We start from the raw sequence: 14,548 nt of genomic DNA, 5'->3' as shown, positions 1-14,548 counted from the left end.
ACCTGACCGACGTCACAGGCTCCTCCGGACTGCCACTGCGCTTCGAGTACGACGACGAACAGCGCGTGGTGTCCTGGACCGACACCAACGACCGCCGCTACGACTACGTCTACGACAACCTGCACCGCGTCATCGCCGAGGGCGGCACAGCGGGCCACATGCAGGTCCGCATCGACTACGACGGCGTCGACGAGACCACCGGCCACCGCGTCACGACGCTGACCGGCGTGGCAGGCCACGCGACCCGCACGCTCTTCGACGAGCAGGGCCGGACGGTCGGCGAGATCGACCCCCTGGGCCACCGGACCAGGACCGAACGGGACGACCACAACCGCCCGCTGTCCCACACGGACGCTTTGGGCCGCACGACGTCTTTCACGTACGACACGGCAGGCCACCTCGCCGCGGTCGCACGCCCGGACGGTACGCGCACCGCGATCGCCCGCGACGCGCTGGGACTGCCGGTCACCACGACCGGCCCCGACGGCTCCGCATGGCGCCAGGAGCGGGACGCCTACGGCAACCGGACCTCGGTGACCGACCCCGCGGGCCACACCACCCGCTACACCTACGACGACCGGGGCCGGCTGGCGACGGTGACGGACGCCCTCGGAGCGACGACGCGGGTCCGCTGCGACGCGGCGGGCCTCCCGCTGGAGATCACCGATCCGCTCGGCGCGACCACCCGCTACGAACGCGACGCGTTCGGCCGCCCGGTGCGTGTGGTGGACCCGCTCGGCGCCCGGACCACGCTGACCTGGACGACCGAAGGCCGACTGGCCTCCCGCACGACACCCGACGGCGCCACGGAGCGCTGGGAGTGGGACGGCGAGGGCAACTGCACCCGCCACGTGGACGCCGCGGGCGGCGAGACCCGGTACGAGTACACCCACTTCGACATGCTGGAGGCCCGCACGGGCCCGGACGGCGTGCGCTACGCGTTCGCGTACGACGCCGAACTGCGCATGACGCAGGTGACCAACCCCCAGGGTCTGACCTGGGACTACACCTACGACCCCGCAGGCCACCTGGTCGCGGAGACGGACTTCGACGACCGCACGCAGCGGTACGAGCTGGACGCGGCCGGCGACCTGATCCGCCGTACGACGCCGCTCGGCGAAGAGATCACCTACGAGCGGGACGCCCTGGGCCGCACCCTCCGCAAGGACGCGGCGGGCGCGGTGACGACCTACACGTACGACCCGGCAGGCCGCCTCCTGGGCGCCGTCGGCCCGGACGCGGAGCTGCGCTACCAGCGCGACAGGCTGGGCCGCATCAAGACCGAACTGGTCAACGGCCGAGCCCTCACCCACACATACGACGCCCTGGGCCGCCGCACCCGCCGCACCACCCCGACCGGCGCCGTCTCCACCAGCACCTACGACGCGGCGGGCAACCGCACCTCGCTGACCGCCTCAGGCCGCACGCTGGACTTCACCCACGACGCGGCGGGCCGCGAGACGGAGCGCCGTATCGGGTCGGAGGGCCTGACCCTCTCCCAGGTGTGGGACCCGGCGGGCCGGCTGGAGGCCCTGTCCCTGGACACGGCGGAATCGACCGTCCAGCGAAAGTACTACGAGTACCGCGCGGACGGCTACCTGACCGGCGTGGACGACCTCCTCTCCGGCCGCGCCACCTTCGACCTGGACGCGACCGGCCGCGTCACCGCCGTCCACGCCCGCGGCTGGACCGAGTGCTACGCCTACGACGAGGCGGGCAACCAGACCGAGGCGAACTGGCCGACGACTCACGCCTCCCCGGAAGCCATCGGCCCCCGCACCTACCAGGGCACGACGATCAGGACGGCCGGCAAGGTCCGCTACGAGCACGACGGCGCCGGGCGCATCACCCTCCGCCAGAAGACGCGCCTGTCCAAAAAACCGGACACCTGGCGCTACACCTGGGACGCCGAGGACCGCCTCACCCGCGTCGTCACCCCGGACGGCACGGTGTGGCAGTACACCTACGATCCCCTGGGCCGCCGCACGGCCAAGCACCGCATGACGGCGGACGGTGAGCGCGCCGAGTCGGTCCACTTCACCTGGGACGGCCCCACCCTCATCGAGCAGACCACCGCCGCGCCCGACCTCCCCCACCCGGTCACCCTCACCTGGGACCACAAGGGCTTCACCCCCCTCGCCCAGACGGAACGCCTCACCGACGATTCCACCCAGCAGGAAATCGACTCCCGCTTCTACGCCATCGTCACCGACCTCGTCGGCACCCCGACCGAACTGGTCTCGGACTCGGGTGACATCGCCTGGCGCACCCGCTCCACCCTCTGGGGCACCACCACCTGGCACACCGACAGCACCGCCTACACCCCCCTCCGCTTCCCTGGCCAGTACTACGACCCGGAGACGGGCCTCCACTACAACTACTTCCGGTACTACGACCCGGAAGCCGCGCGGTACATCACACCCGACCCTCGCGGACTGGCACCTGACCCGAACCCGGCAGGATATGTTGACAACCCGTTTTGCCGGATCGATCCCCTCGGACTTGCGCCGAGGTACCCGGGCGAAGAACCACTCAAGCTCTATAGAGCACCGGCGCGAGGTAATCGTGCTCGCGAAGCCGATGGGCTCGATCCTGACCTGCACCCCTCTACCCCAGAAGGCGGAGAAGGGACTGCCTACCTAGGAGAATCCGAGGAGGTTGCCCATAAATATGCAGATCAGGGAACTCACGAGGATGGCTACCATGAATTCAAGATGAAGGAGGGGTTCGAGGAGAATTTCCCGCCGGAGAAATACAGGAGGACGCACGACAACAAGCCAGGAGAATATCAATGGATAATCCCACAGGGGGAGATCCCGCGATTCAATTCCTTCATCGAGGGTAGCCCCAAGTGGTGGAATTTTTACAACGGCTACAAATGGGAGGATTGATGCAGAACATCAATAATTTGCAGCCCGGCACGGTCTGCCGAGGTGTCGTCACCGCAGCATCCGCCACCATTCTATTCGTCGATCTCGACGGAGTCCCTGGTGTGGTAACAGCACCGAATCTCTCATGGAGGAGATTCACCCACCCAGAACAAGTTGCGCAAATCGGCGAAGAAGTCGTAGCAGTTGTCCTGAGTATTGACACGGACCGCAATCAGGTTTCGTTGTCACTGAAAGAGCTGCAACACGATCCCTTCGTGGACTTCGCGGCAACGCAACTGGGTACAACAACTACAGGAACCGTCGACAAGGTCACACCGATCGGTGTATTCCTCACCCTTCAGCAGGATATTTCCGGCCTCCTTCCTGCGGCCGACCTCACAGGCGCACTGAAGTCAGCAGAGATCGGGGAAGAATATAACGTCGTTGTTTCATCAATCAACCTCAACGAGCGAAGAATCACTCTTGCCCCCACCGGTTGACCTTGATTCACATGCGCCCGGCGTATTCCCGCAGTCCCCACGCTCGCGCAGCGAGCGTGCTTGATCATCAGTCAGGGAATTCCGAGGGAGAGGTCTGGCTCGAACGCCCTGGACCGGATCTGGGGTACCAGCTTGGCCGCAGAGGACGAACGATTTCCTTCACTATCACTGTAGAAAAGTCTGCATCCGTCAAGATTCGAAATGCTCTGATGTCACGATGAAGCACAAAGAGCGATGCTGGGCCATCCGGAAGCCGTCAGCCTGCGTATGATGTCGGCCGATCTCTTCCGAGGTCAAATCACCACTGACCCTCACACTCTCCAAGAACGGCTGACGGTACCTCTACAACTCAATGCTCCAATTTCAAGGTTCATCGCACGTTCGCCTCCGAGACTTCGATGAGGAAGCGGCTGCCGCCTCCGCCGCATGTGCGGCTAGAGATGCCAGTGAACTGGAGAGCCTCCGGGACAGGGCCGTAGGGCGGATGCAAGATCCCGAGCTACTGGACCCCAGCAGGTTTCACTGGGCTCTTATAGCGCTTGTTGCCTGCCAGAGTAAACACGCGTGCGGAGCAACGCACTCCCTCGTCTCGGCTACCGAAATAGCGAGAGTGCGTTCGTACGCTATTCGCCGGTTTGGCCCAGCACAAGGGGATCAGGTCCGAGACCCGCAGCGACTCTGCACCGACGTGACGGAAGCGATCGGTGCGCCTCCGGAGGAAATCATACGTCGAGCTGAGTATTGGCAGGTCGGCACGCGTGAGGAGATTCTCTTCTTGCGAAGAGTCAAGAATTTGTTGAAGACCTTGGAGGGGGCGCAGCACCTGGTCCGAAACCAGCTCGGTAGCCCTGGAGCGGATGGTCAAGCCTGGCTTGGCATAGTCCCTCTGCTGCCATGAACGGCCGCTGGTTGATACCTGCCGTCACGCCGTCGAGAGCGAAGACTCCGATGTCCGTGAGGTCGCAGAATTCATGCTGTCCGAAAATGGTCGTGCCGACTCAGGCCGTGACGGCCGTGACCCCGTGGGCGAGCCGGGTGAGGGCGGATTTCAGGCGGGCCGTCGAGATGCCTCGGCCGCGCTGGTGGAGGAAGACCTCGGGGGCCAGCGGCGCCAGGAGCGTGTCCGCGAGCGCCTCGGGGTCGGACGTTCCCGCCTCCCGCAGGAGTGCCAGGACGTGGGCGCGCCAGAACCCGTAGGCGCCGACGGCGAAGCGTTCGGCGCCGGTCTCGGCTCCGAGGACGAGATGGCTGTGCTGCTCCAGTAGGTCGATCATGGCTGTCAGGAAGGCCGCAAGCCGCTCCCCCGGTGCTGCGCCGGGACCCAGTGGCGGTGCGCCCTGCAGCAGTTCGCCCTGCAGTGCGTGCTCGTGCTCGTCCAGGAGTGCCGCCGCGATGGAGGCGATGTCCGGGTAGCGCCGGTAGAGCGTGCCCCGACCGATTCCCGCAGCGCGGGCGATGTCCTCCATCGTGACCGCGCGCGGATCCCCCTCTGCGAACAGTTCGGCCGCCGCGGAGAGGACTTTCGCCCGGTTCCGCGCCGCGTCCGCGCGCTCCCTGGGCCGTTTCGGCTCCTCCGGCCTCGCCGGGTCCCCGGGCTGCTCCGGCTCCTTCGTCTCCACGGCATCAGCCTACGTCAGCTCGGCGGAATAACCGGACGGAGCGTCCGGTTATGCTGGCCATGTCGAACCGGACACGGTGTCCGGTTACCTCTTCCGAGGCAGGAGCCCTCCCATGCCCACCACCGCCGCCAGGCCGACGACGCCCCCCGCCGCACAGACCCTGCTGCATCTCGACGCCAGCGCCCGCCGCAGTTCCTTCAGCCGCGAGGTCGGCGACGCCGTCGCCGGCGCCTGGCGGTCCTCCCACCCGGACGGCACCTACCTCCACCGCGACCTCGCGCTCACCCCCGTTCCGCAGATAGGCGAGGCGTGGACCGAGCTGTGCGACTACGTACTGGAGCACCAGATCACCGACATCGCCCGCTACCCCGAGGCCGTGCGCACCCCGGCCCAGGCCGACGCCTGGGCGGTCGTCGAGCCGCTGCTCGGTGAACTCGTCGCCGCCGACGTCGTACTGATCGCCGCGCCCATGTACAACTTCTCCGTTCCCGCCTCGCTCAAGGCGTGGATCGATCAGGTGACGTTCCCCAAGATGTCGCTGGCCGGACGGCGCTTCGTCGTCGCCTACGCGCGCGGCGGCGCGTACGGGCCGGGCACCCCGCGCCAGCCGTACGACCACCAGGAGCGCTACCTGCGGGACTTCTTCCCCGGCCACTTCGCCGTCCCCGAGGAGGACATGACCTTCCTCGGCACCGAGTTGGTCAACTCCCTCGTCGATCCCGCACTCGCCGCCCGCCGCGAGGCCCATGACGCCTCACGGACCGCCGCGCTGGCCGCCGCGCGGACAGTCGGAGCATCGCTGTGAGCTGGCTGCTGCTCGTCGCGGCAGGGCTGGTCGAGGTCGCCTGGTCGCAGAGCATCAAACCCACGGCCGGCTTCACCCGTCCGCTCCCCACGCTGGCGTGCTTCGCGCTCGCCGCCGTCGCGGTCTACCTGCTCTCCCTGGCGATGCAGGGGCTGCCGGTCGGAACGGCCTACGCCGCGTTCACCGGAATCGGCGCGCTCGGCGCCATCGCCCTCGGCATCGTCGTACACAAGGACCCGGTGACCACCGGTCGCATCCTCGCCCTCGCCCTGATCGTGGGCGGTGTCGCACTGGCCCGCGCGACCTCACCGGAAGGCTGACACCCCATGACCGGCATCAGCGATGATGCCGGTCATGGGCTGCCGCGGCTCGCACGACACATCCGTCGACCTACTTCGACCGGCCGGAGGAGCAACGGTCCGCCTACTCGTGCCCCGACGCGCCCGTAGGGTTCGTCACGAATCTGCTCAGCCGGTAGACGGTCGGGAGTTCCAGCCGACCACACAGTGTGTCGACCCGGACCATCGACGCGTCGACGCGTGCTTCTCGAAGACGCCGCAACTGTGTACGCAGCGCCACCACGTCCTGCGTTTCGAAGATCACTTCCCACCCACCCGTGTCCGTCGCGGTGCGAGCAGTGAGCCGCAGTCTCTCGGCATCTGGTTGCCGTCTTCGTTTCCTCTGTCCTGACACCGGCCCAGAATCACTGGTCGGTGTCAGCGCAGCAAGGAGATCGGCTCCACTGCACATACCCGCTCGGTGAGTCGTCGGCAGCAGGGCCCGAGCGGCGGCAGGTTCTGCCCCGCCAAGAACTCCTATGCCGCGGGACCCGCTTCTCCCGTGAAGCGCTCAGCGCTCGGGGGCTTCGGGGCAGGTGAGGATGACATGCCTCCCCAGCGGCTGACCGGGACGTGGGTGGGGGAGTTGGCGTCCATGGCGGCTGCCGTCGGCCGGACATCGCCGGGTTCCTCGACGAGCATGTCCAGCAGATGCGCTCCCTCACGCCTCTGGAGAGCAAACACGCCCTCGACCTGGACGGTCTCCGGAAGCCCGACATCACCTTCTGGTCGGTTGTGGACGGCGACCGCCTGGTGGGCTGCGGCGCGCTCGAGAAACTGGACGCTCGGCACGCGGAATCGAAGTCGATGCGCACCCGGCCGGCGCGGCAGCGAAGCGGGGTCGCCTCCACGCTGCCGGCCCACATTCTGCGCGAAGCCTCCGGCATGGGGTTCACGCGCCTGAGCCTGGAGACCGGCTCCGCGGAGTTCTTCCTGCCGGCCCGCCGGCTCTACGAGAAGTTCGGCTTCCAGCCGTGCGAACCCTTCGGGGACTACCGGCCCGACCCGAACAGCACCTTCATGACCACGGCCTTGTGCATGCCGCACGCCTGAGCACGCGTCGCGCTGGTTCCTCCGTATCCGCCTCTGGTCACCTAGTCGAGCAGAACCCGTCCTCGTCGACAGCGCTGCCGCGGCCTGTTGTCCCGATCGTCTGGTCTCAGGCGGCGAGGTGCTTGCGGAGGAAGGGCGCGACGGCCACCACGTACAGGGCGAAAGCCGTGATCCGTTGGAGGCCGGGCTCGTCGAGAAGCCCACTGTGCTGGATGCCGTGGACGGCATACCAGTTGGCGGCGACGTCGGTCACCATGATGGCGCAGGCCAGGTCCGCGCCACGGCGTCTGCCGCCGAGCAGGAGCACCGCGGCGAGCGGGTCGAGGACGGCCAGCGAGGTCCAGTAGAGGTCGAGCCAGGCCGGCGCCCAGTCGTACGGGTGCAGACCGTGCTGGACGAGGTCCACCAGGTGTGCGACCGCACCCACGCACAGCAGGACCGCCGCCATGACACACGCCGTCGCCACGGCCCAGACCGGAGTACGCCGCATCCACCCGACACCACGTCGGACCGACGCCGCCGCTCCCCCGCCTCCACCCCGATGGGGCAGAGGCACGGTCGGCTGCGCATCAGCCGGCGGCGGCGTACTCGATGGCATCGGTCCGGGCCCCTCGGGCGACTCTGACATCGGTGCCGGCATCCGCACCCGTCCCTCTCCTGAGCTCAAGGCTGCGCCCTACCACGAAAGTTGACGCCCGGGTGAAACCGGTGGGGGACGACGCCCGGCAGCCGCCGCCATAGCCTCGGCGCCGGAGGGGAGTTTCTCATGACCGACGGTGCGTACGAAGAGGCGAAGCGCGCGGTGGAGCGTATCCAGCGGCTCTCGGACGACTGCTGGCACGCACTGGACGCTTCCTGCCAGGCCATGGACGACGACGCCTGGGTCGGCCCGGTGGCACGGCAGTTCCACCACGCCCTGCGGAGCGGTCGGCGTGAGTTGCAGGCCCAACTCGGTGAGGCGGTACGGGACGCCCGGGCGAAGCTCGCGACGATGCCGGGGAAGCCATGACCTATCCGGCGGGCGACCCGAACTTCTCCGGTGCCAGGATGCCGGCGATCGACACCCTGGTGAGCCGGCATGAGCGCGCCGCGTTCCTGCTCGAACAGCTCGCCGGGGACCTGTGGAGAGAGCTGACCGGGATGCGTGTCGACACCACCCCGGCGCTGCGCATCCGCGCCCCTGCCCAGAGTGTCCGCAGCCAGACGACGGAGCTGCAGACGCGCCGGACCCGGGTGCACGACATGCAGCGGACCGGGGACGGTACCCGGCTGTGCACGGTCGAGGGGATCTTCTGGAGGCTGCCGGAGAAGGCTGTTCCGACACCGGTGCCGGGACAGCCGCCCCCACCGATCCAGTGGCCCTCTCCATCGAGCTGTGGGATGCCAACCCGCTGCCGCGTACGGGGCGGCTGCGTCCGGACGGCACCCCGTTCTCGCCGAAGGAGGACGCGGTGCTCAGTTGGCTCGCCGCGCACCGCCTACGCCAAAGTCACCGAGGACAGCGGGAATGGTCACTACGACATTCGCTACGACGTGCCCATGCTCACCCAGCTGTACCAGGGCAGCGACCTGAAGCAGTGGGAAGCGGCCCTGGCCAAGCGAAGTGCCCGCAACGACTGGGGAAAGCTCGACCCGCAGAACCCGATGGCGCTCTGGGCGCAGCGCAACAGGTCCTCCTCGACGCCGCGCTGCCCAAGGCCCCCCTGGAAGGTGAACCCCCGACCGGCGACACCGGTCCGGCCGCCCGGCCCACCACCCAGTGCCCCGATCACCCCGACCACCCCGACGCCACGGACCGGCCCCAGCCCCACCCCGCACTGAGCACCACGTGCCGCCGGGACGGCCGGAGCTCCGGTCGCTCGACGCCGCGGGCACCGGGTCGCCGTCCGCCGCGTTCCGGTACTGCGCGGCGTCAAAGAGGTAAGGAACCCGCGAAGCACCTCACCAAGCCCCACCACCCTCCCGTCACCCGCACCGGTGAATGCCGCCAACGTGACTGGCGTGTGGGCCTGTTGACTGGCATAGGCTCCAGCCGAGAAACCCGCATCATCCGTACGACAACCGCACACACACCGTAAGACCACCGCACACCGCACACCGCACACATGCAACGGCCCCCGGCCGGGATCGCACTCCCGATCGAGGGCCTGACCACCCAGGAAGAAAGACCCTTCCCGATGGCTGTTCAGCAGCTTAACGCGGCCGCGCCCGCGCGCCCGCCGTATCGCACGTCTCGTCCGTGTGCCCGCCGCCGCACTCCGGTGACCGCACCGCCGACCGCACCACATCCGGGACGTGGACGTCCCGGGGTCGTGCACGTCCGGCACCGGCACCGCGAGCGCTTCACCGTCGTCGGCAACCATCTCGCCCAGCACCGCGAGCTGTCGCTCCTCGCGATCGGGCTGGGCGTGCACATCCAGTCCGTACCGGACGGCACCCGCGTCGACATCAAGTCGCTGACCGCCCGATTCCCGGAAGGCGAGGCCCGGATCGCCGCCGCACTGCGCGAGCTGGAGGCGTATGGCTATCTGACGCGCACCCCGCAGCGCACGCCCGGCGGTCGGATCGTCACGCACACCGTCTCCTACGCCAACCCGGCGGTGCAGGAAGCAACGTCACCGCGCGTACCGCCGCAGGCCGCGCCGACACCGCCACCCGCCGCAGAGCCGGAACCTGCCCCGGTCCCGGCCCGGGTCCCGGACCCGGGCCCGGCGCCCGTCCCGTACCTGCCCCACGGAAGCCGCGCACCGGAACCGGCAGGAGCGAAACCCGCAGCGGCCGATCCGACCGCCACCACCCACGCCCCTCCCGCCACCGGCGCCGCCACCGCTGCCGCAGTGCTCGCCGCACTGCGCCGCGACGACGACCGGCTGCTGCTCTCCGAACGGGACGTGGCTCGCCTCTCCCCCGCCGTCGAGACCTGGCTGGCACGGAACACCGGTCCGGAGGCCGTGCGCCGTGCGCTGACCTCGCACCTGCCCGCCGGACCGCTCCGCAGCCCGGCCGCGCTGCTCCTGCACCGGCTGACCGCCCGACTGCCCGTGCCGCTGCCCGGCTCCCCTCCACCGGGCGCCCGCCCGGACCCGTTCCAGGAGTGCCCGGACTGCGAGCGCCCCTTCCGCGCTCCCGCCCCCGGCCGGTGCCGGACCTGCCGCACGGAAGCGACAGAAGCGGCAGAAGCCGCGGAATGACGGGATGGGGAAGTGGCAGGAGGGACACCCCTGAGAGCGCCGGACGGCGCAGATGCGGGCCGAGCCTCGGAACCGGACCAACCACAACGCGCCATCCGCGCGCCCGGCTCCGCCCCTCGCCCCGCTCGGATGCGGAAAACAGGTGCCGGGCGAAGAGGGCCCCTGACATGATCCCCGCATGCACGCGCAGCCGAAAGTTCAGGTGCCGTCCCGTTACGCACGCGTCAACGCCTGGGTGATCAGCCAGGACACCGATGCAGAAGTGCGCTTCCTGGAGTCGGCGTTCGGAGCAGTCGAGACTCCGGGCTCCCGGATGCTCGACCCCGACGGCGACATCGGTCACGTCGAGGTAGAGATCGGCGAGAGCGTCATCATGCTCTTCGACGCCAAGCCCGACTGGCCGGCGACCCCGGCTCACCTGCGCGTCTACGTCGATGACACCGGTACGGCCGTGGAACGGGCCGTCGAGGCCGGTGCCCGGGTGGTGACCCGGCCGACCCTGCTCGCCTTTGGTGAGCGCGTCGCCCGCGTCCGCGACGCCCAAGGGCACCTGTGGTGGCTGCACGAGCGGGTGGAGGACGTCCCGCCCGAGGAACTCGCCGAACGCTTCGCGGACCCGGCTGCCCAGGAATCCATGGCCTACGTCCAGCGCACGCTCCGCGAAGAGATGGCGGCAGCGGCGACGGATCAGGCGTGACCGGTTCGCCGTGACGCCCCGGCCGCCCCGGCCCGCGCGTCAGGGGGCGGCCGTCGGCAGTCCGCTCCGGCCCGCGCGTCAGGGGGGGGGCGGCCGTCGGCAGTCCGCTCCGGACCACCGCCGCCCGCCTTCCCGCCGTCTGCTTCGTCGGCCCGGCCGCACCCGGAGGTTCAGCCCGCTCAACCCGGTTCGGCCTCACCCCGGCTCGGCCCGGCTCAACCCGGCTCGGCCTCGACCCGGTTCGGCCCGGCTCAACCTCAACTCGGTTCGGCCCGGATCAGCCCGCAAGGGTGTCGAGCCAGCCGGTCAGCAACCGGTTGACCTCCTCCGGGCGTTCCTGCTGGATCCAGTGCCCGCAGTCCTCCAGGAGATGAGAGGCGCGCAGCCCGGGGAGGGTGGTGGGGAAGGCGTCGACAGCGTCGGACATCCAGGTGGTGGAGGCGTCCAGAGCACCGCCGACGAACAGGGACGGCTGCTCGATCGGGGCTCCGCGGTGGGGGGCGAGGTCTTCCCAGTCCCGGTCCACGTTGCGGTAGCGGTTGAGCGCACCGGTCACACCCGTCCGCTCGAACTCTGCGGCGTAGACGTCGAGGTCGTCCTCGGTCAGCCAGGCCGGGAGGGTGCCGGCGGGAAAGCGGTCACGCAGCCGGCCGCCGTGGGCGACGAAGTGCGGGTCGGGCTCGCCCTGGGCCGGCCTGGTGTCGGCGGACAGAGCTGCGTAGAAGCCCGCCAGCCAGCCGCGGACATCGGGCTCGATCTCCGCCTCGGCGCGGCCGGGTTCCTGGAAGTAGGAGACGTAGAACTCCTGCTCTGGGCCGCCGATCTGGCCGAAGATGTCGGTGGGGCGGGGGCCGCCGGGTGGCGCGTACGGGACGCTCAGCAGGGCGACGGCCCGGAAGATCCCGGGGTGCAGCAGAGCAGACGTGGCGGCGATGCTGGACCCCCAGTCGTGGCCGACGACCACCGCGTTCTCCTCGCCGAGGGCGTGCACGAGGGCGACGTTGTCCGCCACCAGGTCGAGCATCCGGTAGGCGTCGGTCGCCGCGGGCTTGGACGAGCGACCGTAGCCGCGCACGTCGAGCGCCACCGCGCGGTAGCCGGCCGCGGCGAGGGCCGGGAGCTGGCGCCGCCAGGAGTACCAGGACTCGGGGAAGCCGTGCACGAGCAGGACCAGCGGACCGGTTCCCTGTTCGACCAGGTGCAGACGCCCGGCAGGAGCCTCGACGGTGCGGTGGTGGAGGGCTGCGGAGGGCTCGGAAGGCATCGGGTCTTCTCCTCGGATCGCGGGCGGACGCCGGTACGACCGATCATGCGGCACCCCGACCGGCCGACGCGATCACTGTTGCCAGTCTGGCAAACTCGCAGGACAGAGAGGCGGAGCAGCGCGTCCGGACGGGGTGAGCAGGATGGCAGGCGATGACGTGGCCGACGCGCTGGCGGCGATCGGCCCCCGGCTGCGGGCCGCGCGCGAGCACCGCGGCGCCACGCTCACCGGTGTCGGCTGCGCGACCGGCATCTCCCCGAGCACGCTGTCGCGGATCGAGACCGGCCGACGCAAGCCCACCCTGGAAGTGGTGCTGCAGTTGGCGAAGGAGTACGGCGTCTCCCTGGACGAGCTGGCCGGTACCGCCCCCGCCGCCGCCCCTGCCGCCGAGCCTCGGCCCTCCGCGGTCCGGCGTTTCGGCGATGAGAAGACGGTGCTGCCGCTCACCCCCTACGTCGGGGGCCTGCACGCCCACAAGCATGTCCTGCCCGCCGTCCAGGAGCCACCCGCGCGGCCCCGGCAGGTCTCCCACGACGGCTGGGAGTGGCTGTGCGTCCTGTACGGGCGGCTGTGGCTCGCCCTCGGCGACCAGGATCTCGTCCTGAGTTCCGGGGACGTCGCCGAGTTCGACACCCGCGCCCCGCACGGGGTGGCGAACGCCGGCCTCAGCGGCCCGGTCGAGTACCTGATCATGTTCGGGCCGCAGGGAGAGCGCCTGCGGCCACGCACCCCGCCCGCCCCGGGACCCGGCTCCGGCTCAGGGGCGCGGTAGCGGGCCGCCGGGAACTGAGACCTCATCGTCGTCCTCAGCGGCATCGGCGCCGCGGAAAGGGCCGGTAGCCTGCGTCACCATGATGCGCTCTTGGATCCTGCCGATGCTGTTCGTGCTCAGCGGCTCAGTCGTCGCAATGGCGCAGTTCTTCGAGGGGGACCCCGGCATTGCCGCAGCAATCCTGTTGGTGTTCCTGGCGCTCGGCGGTATGAACTCGCCCTTGATCTTCCCGAGGTCGGTCGCTGAGCCGGAGGCACAACGCCGCAGCACGGCCGACGGCCGACCGGTCGTCTTCTGGCGGCCTGGCTGCGCGTACTGCATACGACTGCGCATCCGGCTGGGCCGCAGCGCCCGCCAGTTGCACTGGGTGAACATCTGGCGCGACCCGGCGGGAGCCGCAGTGGTGAGAGCAGCCAACGACGGCAACGAGACCGTGCCGACCGTCGTCGTGGCAGGCCGGCCGCACACCAACCCCGGTCCTGAATGGGTGCGCGAACAGCTCCCCTCCGCGTGATCGGAATCCGCGCCCACGGAGAGGCGCCCGAAGCCACTGGCGCACAGGGGTCAGAGCACGGGCTCAGTTGATGGTTTGGATTTCCTGGACGGTGATGTCCTGCTGCCCGCCGAACTCGCCGCTCGGCAGATCCTGGGCACCCGCACCACCACTGCCCTCCCACGACGCCGTCCACGTCAGCGTCGAGCGCAGCGTGTAACTCCCCCCGCCCCGGGAGGCCCGCAGATACGTCACCCCGCACGGCGGCGCCTTCTTCCCGCTGCCCTTCACATACCGCGTGCCGATGCTGCCGTCGTCCTTGACGCCGCACTCACCCGACCCCGGATGCAGCCTCGCACTGTCCGTGCCCGGATCCAGCTTCAACGCCTCCGGCTCCACCGTCGTCCGCGCCCAGATCTCCCGGCCCGCACCCAGATCCACCGACGCCCGCACCGACAGCCTCTTGTAGCGGCCCTCATCCAGCCACACCCACGTCGGCAGATTCACCGTCTGCCGACCCGCAGGATTCATCTCCACCCGCGTATCCGGCACCCTGATCCGCGCATAGGCCAGCTTCGAGAGGATCTGCGGACTGATCGCGTTCTCCACATCCGGTACCTCCCCGTTCTCCACCCAGAACGGCAACTCGGTACACGACTGAGCCTTCGCCGCATCCTTCTCATCCGGATTCGGCACCGCCGCCCAGAACTGCCCCTCCCCCTGCTTGTCCAGATTGTAGTCGTCGTAATCCCCCGACTCGTACTTCTCCCGAATCGCCAGATCCGTGTCCTGCTTCTGCCCACCATTGTCCGGATCCCGCCCCGTCACCGAAAACGGCGAATCATCGATCTTCTCCTTCAACTCCTCCGGAGAATACCTCGGCGCATACCAACACGGCGGCGGCGACCAATCCCCACCCGGAACCGAAAGATTCCCACCCCCACCA

At 69.3% G+C, this 14,548-nt stretch carries 16 protein-coding genes; 11 read left to right on the top strand and 5 right to left on the bottom strand.

Features of this window, described 5'->3' with window-relative positions:
* A partial coding sequence (locus BMX65_RS34080; RefSeq protein ID WP_280529004.1) for an RHS repeat-associated core domain-containing protein occupies window positions 1–2,891 on the top strand: 2,891 nt, incomplete at its 5' end.
* Window positions 2,891–3,370, top strand: a complete 480-nt coding sequence (locus BMX65_RS30980; protein WP_075003678.1) for a S1 RNA-binding domain-containing protein — start codon at window positions 2,891–2,893, stop codon at window positions 3,368–3,370. The genes BMX65_RS34080 and BMX65_RS30980, both read left to right, overlap by 1 nt.
* 998 nt (window positions 3,371–4,368) lie before the next feature.
* Here BMX65_RS30980 and BMX65_RS30975 read toward each other — a convergent pair.
* The gene (locus BMX65_RS30975; protein WP_075003677.1) at window positions 4,369–4,989 is read right to left on the bottom strand and encodes a TetR/AcrR family transcriptional regulator; all 621 of its coding nucleotides are present in this window, start codon (window positions 4,987–4,989) and stop codon (window positions 4,369–4,371) included.
* Window positions 4,990–5,101: 112 nt separating this feature from the next.
* Here BMX65_RS30975 and BMX65_RS30970 point away from each other — a divergent pair, with 112 nt between their 5' ends.
* Together BMX65_RS30970 and BMX65_RS30965 are read left to right on the top strand one after the other, a co-directional pair.
* A complete protein-coding gene (locus BMX65_RS30970) occupies window positions 5,102–5,794 on the top strand; it encodes an FMN-dependent NADH-azoreductase (protein ID WP_075003676.1) in 693 nt (230 codons plus the stop codon).
* Window positions 5,791–6,114: a DMT family transporter gene (locus BMX65_RS30965; RefSeq protein WP_075003675.1), complete on the top strand. Its 324-nt coding sequence runs from the start codon at window positions 5,791–5,793 to the stop codon at window positions 6,112–6,114. Before BMX65_RS30970 ends, BMX65_RS30965 begins: the two co-directional genes overlap by 4 nt.
* A 103-nt stretch (window positions 6,115–6,217) precedes the next feature.
* Here BMX65_RS30965 and BMX65_RS30960 read toward each other — a convergent pair whose 3' ends face one another.
* Window positions 6,218–6,397, bottom strand: coding sequence for a hypothetical protein (locus BMX65_RS30960; protein WP_075003674.1), 180 nt, complete (start codon window positions 6,395–6,397; stop codon window positions 6,218–6,220).
* A 308-nt stretch (window positions 6,398–6,705) separates the two neighbouring features.
* On the opposite strand from BMX65_RS30960, the gene BMX65_RS30955 reads away from it, so the two are divergent.
* A complete protein-coding gene (locus tag BMX65_RS30955; RefSeq protein ID WP_075003673.1) occupies window positions 6,706–7,185 on the top strand; it encodes a GNAT family N-acetyltransferase in 480 nt (159 codons plus the stop codon).
* A gap of 106 nt (window positions 7,186–7,291) precedes the next feature.
* Here the strand turns inward: BMX65_RS30955 and BMX65_RS30950 are convergent, their stop codons facing one another.
* The gene (locus BMX65_RS30950; protein ID WP_075003672.1) at window positions 7,292–7,675 is read right to left on the bottom strand and encodes a hypothetical protein; all 384 of its coding nucleotides are present in this window, start codon (window positions 7,673–7,675) and stop codon (window positions 7,292–7,294) included.
* 276 nt (window positions 7,676–7,951) lie between these two features.
* On the opposite strand from BMX65_RS30950, the gene BMX65_RS30945 reads away from it, so the two are divergent.
* The 4 genes from BMX65_RS30945 to BMX65_RS30930 all read left to right on the top strand — a co-directional run bounded on the left by BMX65_RS30945 (window position 7,952) and on the right by BMX65_RS30930 (window position 11,073).
* Window positions 7,952–8,194: a hypothetical protein gene (locus BMX65_RS30945; protein WP_075003671.1), complete on the top strand. Its 243-nt coding sequence runs from the start codon at window positions 7,952–7,954 to the stop codon at window positions 8,192–8,194.
* Window positions 8,191–9,006 carry a hypothetical protein gene (locus tag BMX65_RS32640; RefSeq protein ID WP_143081904.1) on the top strand — a complete coding sequence of 272 codons (816 nt, stop codon included), beginning with the start codon at window positions 8,191–8,193 and terminating at the stop codon, window positions 9,004–9,006. The genes BMX65_RS30945 and BMX65_RS32640 overlap by 4 nt, the downstream gene beginning before the upstream one ends.
* Window positions 9,007–9,497: 491 nt before the next feature.
* Window positions 9,498–10,376 (top strand): hypothetical protein, encoded by an 879-nt coding sequence (locus BMX65_RS30935; RefSeq protein ID WP_338068958.1) that lies wholly within the window; start codon window positions 9,498–9,500, stop codon window positions 10,374–10,376.
* A gap of 178 nt (window positions 10,377–10,554) precedes the next feature.
* The gene (locus tag BMX65_RS30930) at window positions 10,555–11,073 is read left to right on the top strand and encodes a VOC family protein (protein WP_075003668.1); all 519 of its coding nucleotides are present in this window, start codon (window positions 10,555–10,557) and stop codon (window positions 11,071–11,073) included.
* 277 nt (window positions 11,074–11,350) lie between these two features.
* On the opposite strand, the gene BMX65_RS30925 is transcribed toward BMX65_RS30930, so the two are convergent.
* The gene (locus BMX65_RS30925) at window positions 11,351–12,337 is read right to left on the bottom strand and encodes an alpha/beta fold hydrolase (protein ID WP_075003667.1); all 987 of its coding nucleotides are present in this window, start codon (window positions 12,335–12,337) and stop codon (window positions 11,351–11,353) included.
* 142 nt (window positions 12,338–12,479) lie between these two features.
* Between BMX65_RS30925 and BMX65_RS30920 the strand changes: the two genes are divergently transcribed.
* Complete coding sequence (locus tag BMX65_RS30920; protein WP_075003666.1) at window positions 12,480–13,109, top strand: helix-turn-helix domain-containing protein; 630 nt, start codon at window positions 12,480–12,482, stop codon at window positions 13,107–13,109.
* Window positions 13,110–13,188: 79 nt separating this feature from the next.
* Window positions 13,189–13,623: a glutaredoxin domain-containing protein gene (locus tag BMX65_RS30915; RefSeq protein WP_075003665.1), complete on the top strand. Its 435-nt coding sequence runs from the start codon at window positions 13,189–13,191 to the stop codon at window positions 13,621–13,623.
* Window positions 13,624–13,686: 63 nt separating this feature from the next.
* On the opposite strand, the gene BMX65_RS30910 is transcribed toward BMX65_RS30915, so the two are convergent.
* Complete coding sequence (locus BMX65_RS30910; protein WP_244905683.1) at window positions 13,687–14,463, bottom strand: hypothetical protein; 777 nt, start codon at window positions 14,461–14,463, stop codon at window positions 13,687–13,689.
* Window positions 14,464–14,548 lie beyond the last annotated feature (85 nt).

It is taken from the genome of Streptomyces qinglanensis, from assembly GCF_900111245.1.
GTDB lineage: Bacteria > Actinomycetota > Actinomycetes > Streptomycetales > Streptomycetaceae > Streptomyces > Streptomyces qinglanensis.
Note: the sequence above shows the minus strand (reverse complement) of the source record. Positions and strands in the feature narration are given on the sequence as shown.